General features: G+C 63.7%; 17 protein-coding genes. 6 read left to right on the top strand and 11 right to left on the bottom strand.

The window, feature by feature from the left end:
- Positions 1-8 precede the first annotated feature (8 nt).
- Positions 9-974 carry an SDR family oxidoreductase gene (locus tag FJ546_RS22150; protein ID WP_140891280.1) on the bottom strand — a complete coding sequence of 322 codons (966 nt, stop codon included), beginning with the start codon at positions 972-974 and terminating at the stop codon, positions 9-11.
- A gap of 81 nt (positions 975-1,055) precedes the next feature.
- Positions 1,056-1,256, bottom strand: coding sequence for a KTSC domain-containing protein (locus tag FJ546_RS22145; protein WP_140891279.1), 201 nt, complete (start codon positions 1,254-1,256; stop codon positions 1,056-1,058).
- Positions 1,257-1,394: 138 nt separating this feature from the next.
- Between FJ546_RS22145 and FJ546_RS22140 the strand changes: the two genes are divergently transcribed.
- Positions 1,395-2,009 (top strand): alpha-ketoglutarate-dependent dioxygenase AlkB, encoded by a 615-nt coding sequence (locus FJ546_RS22140; RefSeq protein WP_140891278.1) that lies wholly within the window; start codon positions 1,395-1,397, stop codon positions 2,007-2,009.
- A gap of 23 nt (positions 2,010-2,032) precedes the next feature.
- Here the strand turns inward: FJ546_RS22140 and FJ546_RS22135 are convergent, their stop codons facing one another.
- Positions 2,033-2,818 carry an SDR family oxidoreductase gene (locus FJ546_RS22135; RefSeq protein WP_140891277.1) on the bottom strand — a complete coding sequence of 262 codons (786 nt, stop codon included), beginning with the start codon at positions 2,816-2,818 and terminating at the stop codon, positions 2,033-2,035.
- A gap of 100 nt (positions 2,819-2,918) precedes the next feature.
- Here FJ546_RS22135 and uxuA point away from each other — a divergent pair, with 100 nt between their 5' ends.
- Positions 2,919-4,103 (top strand): mannonate dehydratase, encoded by a 1,185-nt coding sequence (gene uxuA, locus FJ546_RS22130; protein ID WP_140891276.1) that lies wholly within the window; start codon positions 2,919-2,921, stop codon positions 4,101-4,103.
- 13 nt (positions 4,104-4,116) lie between these two features.
- Here uxuA and FJ546_RS22125 read toward each other — a convergent pair whose 3' ends face one another.
- Both FJ546_RS22125 and FJ546_RS22120 read right to left on the bottom strand, forming a co-directional pair.
- Positions 4,117-4,974: a sigma-70 family RNA polymerase sigma factor gene (locus FJ546_RS22125; RefSeq protein WP_140891275.1), complete on the bottom strand. Its 858-nt coding sequence runs from the start codon at positions 4,972-4,974 to the stop codon at positions 4,117-4,119.
- On the bottom strand, positions 4,974-5,450 hold the full coding sequence (locus FJ546_RS22120; protein WP_140891341.1) for a carboxymuconolactone decarboxylase family protein: 477 nt from the start codon (positions 5,448-5,450) through the stop codon (positions 4,974-4,976). The genes FJ546_RS22125 and FJ546_RS22120 overlap by 1 nt, the downstream gene beginning before the upstream one ends.
- 259 nt (positions 5,451-5,709) lie before the next feature.
- On the opposite strand from FJ546_RS22120, the gene FJ546_RS22115 reads away from it, so the two are divergent.
- Positions 5,710-7,149, top strand: a complete 1,440-nt coding sequence (locus FJ546_RS22115) for an FAD-binding oxidoreductase (RefSeq protein ID WP_140891274.1) — start codon at positions 5,710-5,712, stop codon at positions 7,147-7,149.
- Positions 7,150-7,274: 125 nt separating this feature from the next.
- On the opposite strand, the gene FJ546_RS22110 is transcribed toward FJ546_RS22115, so the two are convergent.
- The 5 genes from FJ546_RS22110 to FJ546_RS22090 form a co-directional block, all read right to left on the bottom strand.
- Entirely contained in the window at positions 7,275-8,060 is a 786-nt protein-coding gene (locus FJ546_RS22110) for an N-formylglutamate amidohydrolase (protein WP_181168036.1), read from the bottom strand.
- Positions 8,060-9,382, bottom strand: coding sequence for a glutamine synthetase (locus FJ546_RS22105; RefSeq protein WP_140891273.1), 1,323 nt, complete (start codon positions 9,380-9,382; stop codon positions 8,060-8,062). Before FJ546_RS22105 ends, FJ546_RS22110 begins: the two co-directional genes overlap by 1 nt.
- Positions 9,379-10,041, bottom strand: coding sequence for an isochorismatase family cysteine hydrolase (locus tag FJ546_RS22100; RefSeq protein ID WP_140891272.1), 663 nt, complete (start codon positions 10,039-10,041; stop codon positions 9,379-9,381). Before FJ546_RS22100 ends, FJ546_RS22105 begins: the two co-directional genes overlap by 4 nt.
- On the bottom strand, positions 10,038-10,976 hold the full coding sequence (locus FJ546_RS22095; RefSeq protein ID WP_140891271.1) for a MurR/RpiR family transcriptional regulator: 939 nt from the start codon (positions 10,974-10,976) through the stop codon (positions 10,038-10,040). Before FJ546_RS22095 ends, FJ546_RS22100 begins: the two co-directional genes overlap by 4 nt.
- A gap of 152 nt (positions 10,977-11,128) precedes the next feature.
- Complete coding sequence (locus FJ546_RS22090) at positions 11,129-11,437, bottom strand: hypothetical protein (RefSeq protein ID WP_140891270.1); 309 nt, start codon at positions 11,435-11,437, stop codon at positions 11,129-11,131.
- Positions 11,438-11,472: 35 nt separating this feature from the next.
- On the opposite strand from FJ546_RS22090, the gene FJ546_RS22085 reads away from it, so the two are divergent.
- From FJ546_RS22085 to FJ546_RS22075, 3 genes are all read left to right on the top strand, one after another.
- Complete coding sequence (locus FJ546_RS22085) at positions 11,473-12,492, top strand: isopenicillin N synthase family oxygenase (protein ID WP_140891269.1); 1,020 nt, start codon at positions 11,473-11,475, stop codon at positions 12,490-12,492.
- Between the two features lie 294 nt (positions 12,493-12,786).
- On the top strand, positions 12,787-13,476 hold the full coding sequence (locus FJ546_RS22080) for an SDR family NAD(P)-dependent oxidoreductase (RefSeq protein WP_140891268.1): 690 nt from the start codon (positions 12,787-12,789) through the stop codon (positions 13,474-13,476).
- A gap of 425 nt (positions 13,477-13,901) precedes the next feature.
- The gene (locus tag FJ546_RS22075; protein ID WP_044549455.1) at positions 13,902-14,153 is read left to right on the top strand and encodes a DUF768 domain-containing protein; all 252 of its coding nucleotides are present in this window, start codon (positions 13,902-13,904) and stop codon (positions 14,151-14,153) included.
- A 66-nt stretch (positions 14,154-14,219) separates the two neighbouring features.
- Here the strand turns inward: FJ546_RS22075 and FJ546_RS22070 are convergent, their stop codons facing one another.
- A complete protein-coding gene (locus FJ546_RS22070) occupies positions 14,220-15,356 on the bottom strand; it encodes a P1 family peptidase (protein ID WP_140891267.1) in 1,137 nt (378 codons plus the stop codon).
- Positions 15,357-15,358: the final 2 nt, after the last annotated feature.

The raw sequence follows: 15,358 nt of genomic DNA, 5'->3' as shown, positions 1-15,358 counted from the left end.
ACTGGACCTCAGTAGCCGCCGACCACGGGCAATATCTCGCCGGTGATGTAGCTCGAGCAATGTGGCGAGGCGAGAAACACATAGGCCGGTGCGAGTTCCTCCGGCTGCGCCGGCCGCTTCATCGGTGTGTCCGCGCCGAATTTTGAAACGTCGCCGGCCTCCTTGTCCGAAGGGTTGAGCGGGGTCCACACCGGACCCGGTGCAACCGCGTTCACCCGGATGCCCTTGCCGAGGAGATTGCCGGAGAGGGCGCGGGTGAAGGCATGGATGCCCCCCTTGGTCATGGAGTAGTCGATCAGCGCCTTCGACCCGTCTATGCCGGTGACTGAACCGGTGTTGATGATGGCCGAGCCCGGCTTCATATGCGGGACGGCTTCCTGTGCCATATGGAAATAGCCGTAGAGGTTGGTCTTCAGCGTCGTGTCGAAATGCTCTTCGGTCAGTTCGGCGAACTCGCTTGAATGAATCTGGAATGCCGCATTGTTGACCAGCACGTCGATGCGGCCGAATGCCTTGACCGTTTGGGCCACCGCGTTGCGGCATTCGTCGCGGTCGCTGACGTCGGCCTTCACCAGCATACAGCGCCGTCCCTCTGCCTCAACGGCGGACTTTGTCGCCTTGGCATCCCTGTCCTCGGCCAGATAGACGATCGCAATGTCGGCGCCCTCGCGGGCGAACAGAACCGCCACCGAACGGCCGATGCCGGAATCGCCGCCGGTGATGAGAGCGACTTTGTCTTCGAGCTTTTTCGATCCGAGGTAGAAGGGCGCATCGTAGAGCGGCGCCGGTTCGATCGCCCATTCCTCCCCCGGCTTGGGATGATGTTGCTCGGGAAAGGGTGGCTCCGGATATTTTCGGGCGCCGGCCTGCATGGCGTGCTGGCCCTTGCCGTTGCCTTTGGATTTGTCCCCGGCATCGATGCCACGCTGGATGTGACGCTGCTTGGCGGCTTCGCTGGCTGTCTTGCTCTGCATGGCTGTCTCCTGGGCTTCGAGGAGGAACAACGCGCGTCGGACGAAAAGGTTTGCGCAAAAAAGATGATCATGCCGCCCGCGTCATGCCACGCGGCGGTAGCTGTAGTGATCCCTGATGAATTCATTGAAGAAGCGGCCTTTCGAGGCGGCCTTCCGGAAAGCGGCATAGGTTGCCGGGGCAACGTCCGCATAGTCGTAGCGATGGCCGCTCGGCACGAACCAGACGGAGAGGGTTCTGGTCGCGGGATCGTATTGTGTGCTTCGGATCGCGGTCGATGGCATGTTGGCAACCTGACTGCTCAGCCGGATAAATCCGCCAGGCGTAGTCCGGTTCCCAGTCGTCATTCATCGCATCATCTTTCGAGCACGGAGGCGCCGCTCCGTATTGCCCTGCTGCTCCGACCTCACCATCTAGGCGGGATGTCGCGCCTCAAATCGAAAGCAACCGGCCGCGCCCTGGCATTCCAGCATGACCTCTTTGGTGACGCCGAGGATTTGCCGGAGGGCTTTGCCTACCAGCCCGGATTCATCACGCCGCAGGAACAGACAGAGCTTGCCCGGCATCTCGAGGGACTGCCGTTCCAGGCGTTCGATTTCCATGGCCATCTGGCAAACCGGCGTGTCGTCGGGTTTGGTCTGCGCTACGATTATGACCGGCGCGAAGTGGTCGAGGCGCTGCCGATCCCCGACTTCCTGCTGCCTGTGCGCGACAAGGTCGCGGCCCTTGCGCGCCGGCCTGCCGAGGCTTTCGCGCAGGTGCTGGTCAATGAATACCGGCCTGGCGCCGGTATTGGCTGGCATCGCGACAAGCCGCATTTCGAGGATGTCGCCGGCATCTCGCTGCTGGCGCCCTGCAGTTTCCGGCTGCGGCGAAAGAGCGGCGACGGGTGGGAGCGCCGGACCATCGTCGTCGAGCCAAGATCGGCCTATCTCATGACGGGACCTTCGCGCACGGAGTGGGAGCACAGCATCCCGCCGCTTGCCGAGCATCGCTACTCGATCACCTTGCGGACACTGCGCTCTCAAAACCCCTGAGGGTCAAGCCGATCGCCGCGGCTCTACTTGACGCCAATGCCAGCGGTCAGGCCGCCGTCGATCCTGTAATCGGCACCGGTGCAGAAGCCGGCTTTTGACGAGCACAGGAAAGCGATGAGCTCAGCCACTTCCTCCGGCTCGCCGATGCGGCCAAGCGGATGGGCCGCGCCAAAGCGCCTGTAAGCTTCCTCGACATCGGCGTCGCTGCCGTGGTCGCCACGCGCGGCCTTCTCCAGGATCGGCGTGCGGATCGAGCCCGGGCTGACCGAATTCACCCTTATGCCTGCTGCCGCGTAATCGAGCGCCAGCGAGCGCGTCAGCGTGTGGATGGCGCCCTTGGTCGTGGCATAGGCGGCGACGTTCTGCTGACAGGCGAAGCCCTGCACCGAGGCGACGTTGACGATGGCGCCGCCGCCGCGCTTGATCATTTCCGGAATGCCGAAATGGGCGGTCAGGTAGATCGAGCCGACATTGACCGTCATCGCCCGGTTCCAGCTTTCCCAATCGGTTGTCGTCGCGGTTCCGTAGGGATGAACCGCGGCGGAATTGACGATGATGTCGATGCCGCCGAATTTCACGACGCCGGCGGCGACCGCGTCGCGAACCTGATCGGAAACGGACACGTCGACCGTTTGCACCAGTGCATCCGCTCCGGCCTTGGCGAGGCTCTCCTGCATGGCGGCATTGGCTGCCTGATCGATGCCGCAGGCGACGATCGCCGCACCTCCCTGCGCCAGCCGCCTTGCGGTGGCGAGCGCGATGCCGGTCGTCCCCGTCACCAATGCCACCTTGCCGTCGAAATCCTTCATCGCAGGAGCTCCTTCATGCGCAACAAAAACCGGATCTGAGTTTGACACTCATCGTAGTCAAACAATAGGTTGCCGGTCTCTCGCAAAAAGGAAAGTTGCAATGGAACAGTGCTGGCGCTGGTATGGTCCGGATGATCCGGTGACACTCGATCATGTCAGGCAGGCTGGTGCCACCGGCGTGGTTTCGGCGCTGCACCACATCTACGATGGCAGGGCCTGGCCCGAAGCCGATGTGCTCGAGCGCAAACGGATCATCGAGGCCGCCGGCCTGACATGGTCGGTGGTCGAGAGCATCCCGGTCCACAATTCCTTCAAGATCGGCGCGCCGGAACGCGAGCGCTATGCCGGCTACTATCGCGACAGCATCCGCACGCTCGCCCGGGCCGGCATCAAGACGATCTGCTACAATTTCATGCCGGTGGTGGACTGGACGCGCACCGATCTCATGTATCGCCTGCCGACAACCGGCTATGCCTTGCGTTTCGACGCCATCGATTTTGCCGCCTATGACCTTTTCGTGCTGCAGCGCAAGAACGGCGCCGCCAGCTACACGCCGGCGCGGATCGCCGAAGCCGAGAAGCGGCTGAAGGCGTTGACGCCAGAGCAGGTCGATCAGATCGAGCGCAACCTCATCGCCGGCCTGCCGGCAACCGAGCGCAAGTATGATCGCGACAGCTTCCGCGAGGCTTTGACGGAGTATGATGGGATTGGGCCTAAGGAGTTGCGCGACAACCTCGCCTGGTTCCTGCGCGAGATCATTCCGGTCGCCGAAGAGGAAGGGGCACGCATGTGCATCCATCCCGACGACCCGCCCTTTTCGCTCTATGGCCTGCCGCGCGTCGTTTCGACCGCGCAGGATGCTCGCTTCATCCTCGGCGCCGTCGACAGCCCGGCCAATGGGCTGACCTTCTGCATCGGCTCCTACGGCACGCGCGCCGACAACGATATCGTCGCCATGGTCAAGGAATTCGCCGACCGCATCCACTTCGTCCATCTGCGCAACATCACGATCGAGGAGGACGGCTCGTTCTATGAAGCCGAGCATCTCGAGGGCGGCACCGACATGGCGCATGTCATCCTGGCTCTGATGCAGGAGGAGGCACGCCGTCGCAAGGAGGGCCGTGCCGACTGGCGCATCCCGATGCGGCCGGACCATGGCCACTTGCTCGCCGACGACATCGGCAAGAAGAAGATCAATCCCGGCTACTCGCTGATCGGCCGGCTGAAAGGCCTCGCCGAGTTGCGTGGCATCATGCGTGCCGTGGAGCAGTTCGGGCTGGCCTGACCAGCCAGGCGCCTCAATGCAGGTGCCTGAGCTTGTCGGGATTGCGCACGACGTAGATCGTCGCGATCTTCCCATCCTCGATGTCGAGTGCGGTGGTCTGGAGTTCGCCATCGGCTTCCAGGGTGACGAACCCCGGCAATCCGTTGATGAAACCGACGCGGACAAGCTTCGAGCCATGCGTGCGCAACCAGGCCGCGACCTGTTCATACTGTCTCATGACGGCATCGAAGCCCAGGGCCGGCTGCGTGGCAGCCGGGCGCTTGCCGCCACCGTCGGCATGGGCGATGACATCGGTCGCCAGCATCGCGCCAAGCGCCTTCATGTCGCCGCTGCGCGAGGCCGTGAAGAAGGCCTCGGCGAGCGCCAGGCCGCGTTGCCTTTCTACCGTGAAACGGGGCCGCGCCTCGCGGACATGGCTACGCGCCCGGGCCGCGAGCTGGCGGCAGGCCCCCGGGTCGCGCTCGATGGCGGCCGCGACCTCGTCGAACCCGAGCCCGAACACATCGTGCAGCAGGAAGGCCGCACGCTCGAGCGGAGACAGGCGCTCCAGCACCAGCATCAGCGGCAAGGTTACGTCCTCCACCTCGTCCTCTTCCACAACGGGGTCGGGAAGCCAGGGGCCGACATAGGTCTCGCGTTTGTGCCGCGCGGATTTGAGCTGGTCGAGACACAGCCGCGTCACCGTGCGGCGCAGGAATGCCCCGGGGTCGCGGACGGCACTGCGGTCGGCCTTCATCCAGCGGATGAAGGCCTCCTGCACGGCATCCTCGGCGTCCGACACCGAGCCCAGCATGCGGTAGGCGACGCGCATGAGCTTTGGACGCAGCGCGCCGAAGCCCGCCGCGGCGTCGTCGGGCGCTGAGCTGGTCATCAGACCGCGCCCACCCGGGCGGCCTTCACGGCAGCTGGGTCGGCATACAGGCCGAAACCGACGGCGATGCGGTTCCAAGCGTTGATGATGTTGATCGTCAAGGTAAGCTTGATCTGCTCCTCCTCCGTGAAATGCGCTTTCAACGCATCATAGGCGCTTGCATGGCTGGTACCTTCCGAGAGCCGGGTCAAGGCCTCAGTCCAGCCGAGTGCGGCGCGTTCGCGGTCGCTGTAGCAGGGCGCCTCGCGCCAGGCCGGCAAAAGGTAGATGCGCTGCTCGGTTTCCCCGTTCTCACGCGCTTCGGTGGCGTGAAGATTGATGCAGTTGGCGCAGCCATTGATCTGCGAGGCACGCAGCTTCACCAGTTCGGTGAGGCTGTGCTCGAGACTGGCGGCGGCGGAGAGCTCGATCGAGGATCGCTGCCAGTTCTTCATCAGCGAGGGGGCGGCGGCGAAGAGGTTGATTTTTGCGGTCATGGTGGGCTTCCTTCTGTTGGTGCCGACCACATGACGAGGCAGCATCTGCCAGTGTGACATGCCCGCCAGGATTTTTGTCCGCCATGCACCGCTCCCGTCAGTTGCTCCAGCATGCTTCGTGGCGTCGACCAAATCACCTCGACCGTTCGCGATGCAAACCGTTCGGCGGCCCGCCGTCTAACTTGCGCGATATCTAATATAAGAGCAGAATTGAAGGCGTTTGAAGGAGATCGGCTCATAAGCAAATCGGGAGGAAACCATGAACACCATGAGCCTCACCACGCTTGATCGCGGCAAGACGACAGTCGACGCCGCAACCATCGAAGCGCTTTCGGCACAATTGCGCGGCACGCTGCTTCAGCAGGGGGACGCAGCCTACGACGAGGCCCGCACCGTCTGGAATGCCACGGTCGACCGGCGGCCCGGGCTGATCGTGTGTTGCGTCGGCGCCTCCGACGTCATCCGTGCCGTGAATTTCGCCAGGGAAAACAGACTTCTCGTCTCCGTGCGCGGCGGCGGCCACAACATTGCCGGCAGCGCCGTCTGCGACGGCGGCCTGATGATCGATCTTTCGCCGATGAAGTCGGTGCGGGTCGATCCCGTCGCAAGGCGAGCATGGGTCGGACCCGGCGCCACGCTCGCCGATGTCGACCGCGAAACGCAGGCCTTTGGGCTGGCGGTGCCGACCGGCATCAATTCGACCACCGGCATATCAGGCCTGACCCTGGGCGGTGGCTTTGGCTGGATCACCCGCAAATTCGGCCTGACCATCGACAATCTTGTCTCCGCCGATGTCGTCACCGCCGACGGCAACTTGCTGCGCGCCAGCCAGACGGAAAATCCGGACCTGTTCTGGGCACTGCGTGGCGGCGGCGGCAATTTCGGCATTGTCACGGCATTCGAGTTTCAGCTCCACCAGATGGGTCCGCAGGTTCTGTCGGGACTTGTCGTGCATCCCTTCGCCGATGCCGAAAAGGTGCTGAAGGAGTATCGCAACGCGCTCGAAACAGCGCCCGACGAACTGACCTGCTGGGTGGTCATGCGGCAAGCGCCGCCACTGCCCTTCCTGCCGGCCGAGTGGCATGGCAAGGATGTTCTGGTGCTGGCCATGTGCTATTGCGGTGATCTCCAGGCGGGTGAAAAGGCGACGAAGAAGCTTCGCGCCATCGGCTCGCCGATTGCCGATGTCGTCGGCGCCAACCCGTTCGCCGGCTGGCAGCAGGCATTCGACCCATTGCTCGCTCCCGGCGCCCGCAACTACTGGAAGAGCCATGACTTCACCGAGCTCTCCGACAGGGCAGTTGAGGTCGTCACCGAAGCGATACGTGAGCTTCCTGGCCCGGAATGCGAGATATTCATCGGCCATGTTGGCGGTGCGGCGGGCCGTGTGGCGCAGAACGCGACGGCGTTTCCGCAACGCAGCTCGCACTTCGTCATGAATGTCCATGCCCGCTGGCGCGAACCGGCAATGGACAGAGCCTGCATCGGCTGGGCGCGCGGCCTCTATGAGGCGGCCAAGCCCTATGCCGCCGGCACAGCCTATGTGAACTTCATGCCTGAGGACGAGGTCGACCGGGTGGAAGCGGCCTATGGCGGCAATTACCAGCGGCTTCTGGAGATCAAGCAGCTCTACGACCCGCTGAACCTGTTCCGCATGAACCAGAATTTGTGGCCGAAACAAAGCCGGCGGGCCGCCTGAGCCGCCCCGCATGGCAGTGACGAAAGCCCGCGCCTCCGCCACAGGCGTGGGCTTTCGCATGGCCATGGGTCTGGCTCCTCCGCGGCTCAGTTCACATCGGCTGCCACCGCGTCAGGCGCTGGTCGTCACGAAACCGTCTCCGTCTCGTGCGCGGGCAGCGCCGCCGCCAGCCGGTTCGCCCACTCCTCAATGCCGGCCCGGTTCGCCAGCAAATCCTGCCGGATCTCGACGAGGACAGCGGGAATGCCGCGATCGTCGCCATGGACAGGCACGGCGTAGTCGGCGTCGCGGCTGATCACATAGGGCACGTTGGCCGCGACGTTGAGCGCCGCGTCCGTGCGCAGGCCCGAAAGGATAGCTTTGGCGAGATCGGCCGCATGCGCATGCAGCACGCCCGCGTGCCATGGCCTGGCGGCACCGAGGAACACCGGCGTGAAGGAGTGGATCGTCAGGATCCGCGTCGGCCTGCCAGCGGCCACGCGTTGATCGAGGTGCGCTGCCACTCGCTCATGGAACGGTGAAAACATGATTTTGGCGCGCCGCTCCCGTTCCGCCGCATCGATGCCGACATTGCCGGGAATGTCGGTGTCTTCCGACAGCACAGGAATGCTGCTGGGAGCGTCCAGCGGCCGGTTGAGGTCGATCAGCAGCCGCGAATAGCCGCTGAGGAAGGCCGGCGCATCGAGCCGTGCCGACAGCAGGCGCGTCACCTCGGCGGCGCCGATATCCCAGGCGATGTGGCGCTGCAGATGGCCGGCATCGAGGCCGAGTTGGCGATATTCCGCCGGCATGTGGTTGGAAGCATGCTCGCACAACAGGACGATATCGCTGCGGCCGTGCTCGTTGAGAACCTCGACGGCGTCGGGCCAATCTTGTTGACGGAGCAAGCCGCTGCCAGTCTGCATGGCCATCAATAAAGCGTCCGGTAGAGATCGCAGATGGCGGCCGGATCGAGGCCGGCCAGCCGCTCGGCCTCATGTCGCTTCAGGCCGACGAAGGTCTCGATGAAGATTGGCGCGAACCATCCCGTCACGGTCTTGTCGGCCAGAAGCGCATCCAGCGCCGCCGGCAAGGTCTCCGGCAGCCGCACCAGGCCGAGTTCTGCCCGTTCCGCCTCGTTCATCATCGTTGGGTCACCGGTGACCAGCGGCGGCGATGGCAGGTCGGCCTTCAGCCCTTCCAGCCCCGCGCGGATGATCGCCGCCAGCGACAGGTAAGGGTTGCCGGTGGCGTCGGCCGCCCGGTATTCGATATTGTACTGCCGTGCCGGATCGCGTCCGCCGATCGTCACCGTCGGGCAGATGCGCAGCGATGCTTCACGGTCGCGGTCGGCGAGCCAGGTGTAGGACGAACTCCAGCTGTGCGGTTTCAGCCGGTAGAAGGACGACACGCTCGACGCCGTCATGGCGGTGATACCAGGCAGATGACGCAGCACGCCGGCACAGAAGGTGCCGGCCTTGCTGGACAGGCCGCCAGGTTGCGCCGCATCGTATGTCACCGGCTTGCCGGCCTGGTTGACGAAGCTGAAATGGATGTGCACGCCATTGCCGACGGCATTTGGCGCGGTCTTGGGCGCGAAGCTCGCGCGCCAGCCGGCATTGCGCGCCACTTCACGCGTGATTTCGCGGATGGCCACGGCGCGGTCGGCCGCCGTCAGCGCGTCGGCTGGCTCATGCGTCACTTCGAACTGCTCGTCGCCGAATTCGGCGATGACCACTTCGGGGCCGACGCCCGCTTCCTCCAGCGCCGCCATCAGATTGGGGGCGAACGGATCGGTGCGGCGCAGCGCCGCGAAGGACATCGAATGCGCCGGCGCGAAACCGCCATCGGCGATCTGGAATTCATGCTCGAAGGCAGCGATGACGGAAAGGCCGGTCGCGGCTTTCAGCTCCGCCAGCGCGTCGCTGAGCATGGTGCGTGTGCAGCCGAGCCATGGGCTGCCGTCGAGCTCGACAATGTCGCCTGCCACCATGTCGAACGGTGTCGCCGATCCGGTCCGTCTGGTGCGGAAGCGCGCCTTGAGGTCGGGGATCAGCCGCAGATCGCCCGACGAGCCCCAGGGGTTGGGAACGACGATCGAATTGAACGGCGTCATCGACAGATTGGCCTGCAGCCAGCCGACACCTGTCGCGGCGGTCTTCTGCAATCGGCTTTCGACAACGAAGCGGCCCCGCGTGATTGCGCAGAGATCCGTGGTGACGACGGCAACGAGCGGCTCGACGGTCGATGTCATGCAGTTTTTCCCAAAGCATTGAAACGGTCGACGACGGTGTCGGTGTCGGTGACCCAGCAATAGCCGCCGAAGGCCTTCAGCGCGGTGTCGTGGCGCTCCTGGGTGATGGTGGCGCAGGCGTCCGACACGCAGGTGACGAGATAGCCACGGTCGGCGCCGTCGCGCACTGTCATGTCGACACATTGATCGGTCAGCACGCCGACCACGACGAGGTAGCGGATGCCGAGGTTCTTCAGGAGATAGTCGACATTGGTCGAGTTGAAGATGCCGGACGAGGTCTTCGGCAGCATGATCTCGTCGCCGACCGGCGCCAGCGATGCCACCGGCAGCCCTTCGGGGAGGCTCGGCGCGACATGGATCGGTGTCAGCTTGTGGTCGAGCGAGCGGTCGCGACCGTCCTCGGTCAGGCTCTGGATGATGGTGTGCAGCACCTCGACGCCATTGGCGCGCGCCGCCGCCAGCAGCCGCTCCTGGTTGGGGATCGTCTGCGAGGATGTCTGCCGGTAGAAATAATGGTCGGGCCCGCGCTCCGGGTGCGAGGGATCGGCGCCCGGCTCCAGCCAGATGCGCTGCATGTCGACGAGCAGCAGCGCCGTCTCGCCGGCACGGAAGGCTTCGTCTCGCTTGGGTAAGGCCTGCTTCGGTAAGGTTTGCGTCATGCCTGGCCGTCCTGCTTTGCTGATTTGGGTCCGGGTGTCTTGCGCCGCCCGGATGTTTGGCGCGCGCCGTTCGCTTGCGGGTCGCTGTCGAGCGTCACCGCATTGGCGTGCCGCACTTTCTCGATCCTCTCGATGCGCGCCCGGGCGTTCTCGCCCAGCGTCGAGACGATGTGGGCGGTCAGCGCTTCCATCTGCGCGATCGCCGGCGCCAGCGTGTCGTAGGGCGAGGCGACTTCCAACGGACTGACGATGGTGACTTCGGCGAGATCCGATATCGGCGACAGCCATTGGTCGGTGAAAAGCAGGATGCGCACGTCGAGTGCCGCCGCCTGGCTTGCATAGGCCATCACGTCGAGCTGGTAGCGGCGATAGTCGAAGACGACGAGCACGTCGCGACGGCCAAGATCGGCCAGCGTGTCGAATGCCTGGGGCGAGAGCACGCCGAGATCGCGGACGCCGGTGCGGAACTGCCCGAGATATCCGGTCAGCATGCCGGCGATGTGGCGGCTGAATCGGCCGCCGACCAGCACGATCTCGCCCTTGGCCTCCATCAGCAGGCGGGCGGCCCGCTCATAGGTCTGCACCGGCGTCGCGGCGGTGGCTTTCTGCAGCGCCGCGGTGACGGAATCGAGATAGGCTAGCACGGCGCTGTCGCTGGAGCCGCTTTGCCGCTTCGCCTCCATCATCAGCAAAGGCGAATGCAGTCTGGCCTCGACCTCGGCCAGCAGCTTTGCCTGGAAATCCGGAAAGCCTTCATAGCCGAGCTTGACGACCAGCCGGACCACGGTCGGATCGCTCACCCCGGCGCGCCGCGCGAGCGAAGAGGCAGTGCCAAGGCCAGAGGTCGGATAGTCCGTCAAGAGCAACCGGACGATCTTCTCTTCCGACGGCGTCAGCGCCAGATCCCCACGCATCAGAACATCGCGTATCGCCATCGGCCTCCCCGAAATCCATAGTCTCCCGTGCTGTGGAGTTTATTACAGAAATATAAATTTTAGTCAACAATGAAGAGATGATTACATCACCGATCGCTGGGCTTTTCATAGTGTTTGATAATGCGGCGGACTGTTGCCGTGACGTGGCCCAATCAAATCGCCGAACGACTGGCACGATTTCGCCCTTCCGCCTTGTACTTGCGGGCTGAAAGGACGGTGCTATCGAAGCAGCCGCCGAGCGAGGCGGAGCCGCTCCGCTTCGCCTGAATTCCCTCGGACCCGATCATCGTCCGCTTGTCCCTGCGAATGGAAAAATTGTTCGTCACGGCCGCGCTGAAGGGCCGATCGTTCCTTTCCAGGCCATCCGAAGTCGATAAGACTAGCGCGCAATGATGGCGGCTATGGTCGCGCAAAAGTGCCTGCATGTTCAATCGGCTGGGTTTTTCGGACAGAAATTTCAAGCAACATCCGGAAAGCACTGGGAAAGGAGCTTGATATGCCCAGAATAGTGCCTGTGCTCGATCTGAGCCGTCTTGAACAAGGCGCGTCGGAACGCCGGACATTTCTGGAAGATCTTCGTTCCGCCTCGCGCGACATCGGCTTTTTCTATCTGGCCGGGCATGGCATCTCCTGGGCGGAGATCAGCGAGGTGCTCACCGCGTCGCGCCAGTTCTTTGCCTTGCCGGAGGCCGACAAGATGGTGATCGAGATGGTCAAGTCCTCGCAGTTTCGCGGCTACACCCGCGCCGGCGGCGAACTGACCAAGGGCAAGGAGGACTGGCGCGAGCAACTCGACATCGGCGTCGAACGCCAGGCAATCGCGCAAGGGCCGGGAATTCCCGCCTGGACGCGGCTTCAGGGACCGAACCAGTGGCCCGCGGCGCTGCCGGATCTCAAACCGGCTCTGCTTGCCTGGCAGAGCAAGGTGACGGCCGTGGCGATCCGGCTGCTGAAAGCCTTCGCACAATCGCTCGATCAGCCCGAGGATACCTTCGATTCGATCTACAGCAGCGAGCCCAACCATCGCATGAAGATCGTGCGCTACCCCGGCCGTGATGCAACCGGCGGCGACCAGGGTGTCGGCGCGCACAAGGATGGTGGCTTCCTGACGCTGCTGCTCCAGGATGACAATAAGGGGCTGCAGGTCGATTATGACGGCAGCTGGGTGGATGTAGACCCCATCCCCGGCACGCTCGTCGTCAACATCGGCGAATTGCTCGAACTGGCCTCCAACGGCTATTTGCGCGCGACCGTGCATCGCGTGGTGACGCCGCCCGCCGGCGTCGAGCGCATTTCGGTGCCGTTCTTCTTCAGTGCCAGGCTCGATGCGACGATCCCGCTGCTTGGCCTTTCCGAGGAACTGGCGGCGCAGGCGCGCGGGCCGGCCAGCGATCCGGACAATCCGCTGTTTCGCGATGTCGGAACCAATGTGCTGAAAAGCCGGCTGCGTTCGCATCCCGACGTCGCGCGACGCCACTATGCGGATCTACTCGAAGGGGAAAGCCGGGTTGGCTGAGCTTCTGTAAGAAAGGACAGGATTTTCGCCATTCTGCCCGATCTTTGGAAAACAATTCGTCGTATCCGTCCGCGAATCGGTTCAAAAGAGCAAAATCCGTTCGGTGTTTTCCTCCCATTTCGCCGAGCGGTGTTCCCCTCTGAAGGTTATGACCTTCTTTTTGGCCGGGCCGGTTTCGCGCCCGGCCTTTTTCTAGCCACGTTGCGCGTTGCCGTCGCCGCGCTGATCCGGCAAGTTTCACCACAGTCATTCGCCAGCCATCGACCGCGGTCCGTGAAAAGAAGGAGAGGTTTCATGACATCCAATGTCGCAATTATCGCCGGTGCGGGTTCCGGTTTGAGCGCCTCGCTGGCGCGCCTCCTCGCGAAGGATGGGTTCAGCGTCGTTCTGGCCGCCCGCAACATTGAGAAGCTTGGTGCCTTGCAGGCCGAGACCGGCGCGCAGGCCGTGGCAACGGATGTTTCCAATGCCGCGTCGGTGGAGCACCTGTTCGATGTCGCCGACAAGGCCGGTCCGCTCTCGCTGGTGATTTTCAACGCCAGCGGACGCGCCCGCGGACCAATAGCCGAACTCGATCCCGAGGCCGTCCGTCAGGCTTTGCTGGTTGGCGCCTATGGCGGCTTCCTGGTTGGCCAGCAGGCGGCTCGCCGGCTTGTCGCGCGAGGATCGGGCTCGATCCTTTTCACCGGCGCGACGGCCAGCGTGAAGGGGTTCGCCGGCTCCGCCGGTTTTGCCATGCCAAAATTCGGCTTGCGCGGGCTGGCCCAGTCCATGGCCCGTGAACTGGCGCCGAAGAACATCCACGTCGCGCATTTCATCATCGATGGCACCATTGCTTCGGCCGCGTCCGGACAGGAGCCTGGGCCGCAGGATCGCCGGCTGTCCCCGGACGCGATCGCCGAGGCCTATCTCTCCATCCATCGCCAGCACCGCAGCGCCTGGACCTGGGAAATGGAGCTCAGGCCCTGGGTTGAGACCTTCTGATGGTGCTGGAGAGTGCGACTTTCCGCATCCCGCGCGCAAGATAGACGGGCAAGATCGACGGGAGTCGACATTGCATGGGGATATCACTATATAGCGGCGGCTTCGACCGGCGCGCCCAGCGCAGCCGCTGCGGAGCGGCTGTAAAAATATGTTACGCATTGCGCCATCATTTGTGACGAAAAATCGGCTGGAAAACCGGAAAAGCAAATAGAAACAGTGGCGCGAAGCTGGGTTGATCCAGCTCACGGAAGCAACCCTCCAGAATCAGAAATGTGCTTGAACCCTCGATTTCCTTCGGCTCTGTGGACCCTGCACGGCATTGACTTGCCGGCTGGCCGCGACTCGGCTGGAATGGGAGGGTGCATCCTTTGCGGGATGCCGACGTTTATGATGACCAACCGGCTTTGCCGCCAGGAAACAGCAGTATGAGTGAACACGCGATCGAGTTCTTGCGGGGATGGATCGGCGAAAAGGTCCATTGCCAGTCCCAGGCCAGGATCGACAAGCAGGCCGAGACCTTGGCCAGGGAATGTGCCGCCAAGGCTGCGGAAGTCGGTATTCCCCTGGAGGATATCCAGGAAGAAGTCGGCGACATCCAGGAACTCATTGCCTCCCGGCTCGAGGAAGCCGCCGAGGCCGACGAGCACCAGCATGCGGCCAGCAAGGCCGCGGAATAGATCTTACCCGGAACTCTCTGTTTGTGTTTGTCTGAATGCGCGGGCCCTTCGGCCCGCGTTGTCGTCTCAGCCGAACGTTTCTTTCAGCCCGAATTTCTCTTTGACCCACGCCTTCGGCAGCGCCGGCACGAAATTGCCGTCGCGCCCGGTCATGTCGTCATTGGCGGCCAGGGCGTTAAGGATCGATTCCTCCACCGTCTGGATCACCGCATCGAAGAATGGATCGATGTCTGTATCGGGAATGAAATCGGCCTTGGCGATCCGGCCCGACGGCGCCAGTGCGGCGGCAGGATTGGCTGTCGAGAAGGCGAGAAAGATGTCGCCCGAACTGTGATAGCCAAAGCCGCCGGTCATCGCGACGCCCAGCGGCACCCGGCGTGCCAGCCGCTTCATCTGGTGCGGCAGGAACGGCGCATCGGTGGCGACAACGGCGATGATCGAACCCTTTTCGGCGCGTGGCGTGCCTTCGCGGATCGCGGGCTCCGCGAGTTCGGATCCTGCGCGCAGGCCACGAAGGGTGAAATTGCGCCGCTTGCCGAAATTCGACTGCACGAAGGCGCCGACCGTGTAGGAATTTCCCTGCCACCCTATGATGCGCGACGCCGTGCCCGAGCCGGCCTTGAAGCCGAAAGTGATCATGCCGGTGCCGCCGCCGACGCTGCCTTCCTCGATCGGGCCGCCGGTTGCGCCATCGAGTGCCTGGGCAACGTGCTCTGATGTCAAATGGTGGCCATTGATGTCGTTGAGAAACCCATCATAGGTCTCCGCCGCCACCGGCAGGCCCCAGGCGCTGTCGACCGCGGCAGGCAGTACGCGTTGCATCCAGCGCAGTGTGCCGTCACGCGAAACACCGCAGGAATGCGTGTTGGTGATGGTGATCGGGAAGTTGAAAGCGCCGGTTTCCTCGATGATGTGCGAGCCGGTCAGCTCACCATTGCCGTTCTGGCTGAAGATGCCGGCGAAGACCGGTGTAGCCAGGTCGGCGCGCGGTCTGGGCAGGATCGCCGTGACACCGGTGCGCACGGGCCCCTTGCCGATGACGAGCGGTCCGTCGCCTGAAATCAGCGTCGCATAGCCGACCGTGACGCCGGGCACGTCGGTGATTGCGTTGAACGGCCCGGGCGTTCCGTCGAAACCGATGCTGAAGCTGCGTGCGCGCGGCTTGCCGCTCGGCGTGGCCAGATGGTGCGGATTGTCGGTCATGG

This window comes from Mesorhizobium sp. B2-4-19, from assembly GCF_006441315.1.
In the GTDB taxonomy this organism is placed as follows: domain Bacteria; phylum Pseudomonadota; class Alphaproteobacteria; order Rhizobiales; family Rhizobiaceae; genus Mesorhizobium.
Note: the sequence above shows the minus strand (reverse complement) of the source record. Positions and strands in the feature narration are given on the sequence as shown.

What these genes read in the sequence shown, in the direction of transcription:
- FJ546_RS22105 (WP_140891273.1), bottom strand. Translation starts at nt 9,382, where the DNA reads ATGACATCGACCGTCGAGCCGCTCGTTGCCGTCGTCACCACGGATCTC.
- FJ546_RS22140 (WP_140891278.1), top strand. Translation starts at nt 1,395, where the DNA reads ATGTCGCGCCTCAAATCGAAAGCAACCGGCCGCGCCCTGGCATTCCAG.
- FJ546_RS22120 (WP_140891341.1), bottom strand. Translation starts at nt 5,450, where the DNA reads ATGACCGCAAAAATCAACCTCTTCGCCGCCGCCCCCTCGCTGATGAAG.
- FJ546_RS22115 (WP_140891274.1), top strand. Translation starts at nt 5,710, where the DNA reads ATGAACACCATGAGCCTCACCACGCTTGATCGCGGCAAGACGACAGTC.
- uxuA (WP_140891276.1), top strand. Translation starts at nt 2,919, where the DNA reads ATGGAACAGTGCTGGCGCTGGTATGGTCCGGATGATCCGGTGACACTC.
- FJ546_RS22100 (WP_140891272.1), bottom strand. Translation starts at nt 10,041, where the DNA reads ATGACGCAAACCTTACCGAAGCAGGCCTTACCCAAGCGAGACGAAGCC.
- FJ546_RS22070 (WP_140891267.1), bottom strand. Translation starts at nt 15,356, where the DNA reads ATGACCGACAATCCGCACCATCTGGCCACGCCGAGCGGCAAGCCGCGC.
- FJ546_RS22075 (WP_044549455.1), top strand. Translation starts at nt 13,902, where the DNA reads ATGAGTGAACACGCGATCGAGTTCTTGCGGGGATGGATCGGCGAAAAG.
- FJ546_RS22145 (WP_140891279.1), bottom strand. Translation starts at nt 1,256, where the DNA reads ATGCCATCGACCGCGATCCGAAGCACACAATACGATCCCGCGACCAGA.
- FJ546_RS22150 (WP_140891280.1), bottom strand. Translation starts at nt 974, where the DNA reads ATGCAGAGCAAGACAGCCAGCGAAGCCGCCAAGCAGCGTCACATCCAG.
- FJ546_RS22135 (WP_140891277.1), bottom strand. Translation starts at nt 2,818, where the DNA reads ATGAAGGATTTCGACGGCAAGGTGGCATTGGTGACGGGGACGACCGGC.
- FJ546_RS22125 (WP_140891275.1), bottom strand. Translation starts at nt 4,974, where the DNA reads ATGACCAGCTCAGCGCCCGACGACGCCGCGGCGGGCTTCGGCGCGCTG.
- FJ546_RS22110 (WP_181168036.1), bottom strand. Translation starts at nt 8,060, where the DNA reads ATGGCCATGCAGACTGGCAGCGGCTTGCTCCGTCAACAAGATTGGCCC.
- FJ546_RS22095 (WP_140891271.1), bottom strand. Translation starts at nt 10,976, where the DNA reads ATGGCGATACGCGATGTTCTGATGCGTGGGGATCTGGCGCTGACGCCG.
- FJ546_RS22080 (WP_140891268.1), top strand. Translation starts at nt 12,787, where the DNA reads ATGACATCCAATGTCGCAATTATCGCCGGTGCGGGTTCCGGTTTGAGC.
- FJ546_RS22085 (WP_140891269.1), top strand. Translation starts at nt 11,473, where the DNA reads ATGCCCAGAATAGTGCCTGTGCTCGATCTGAGCCGTCTTGAACAAGGC.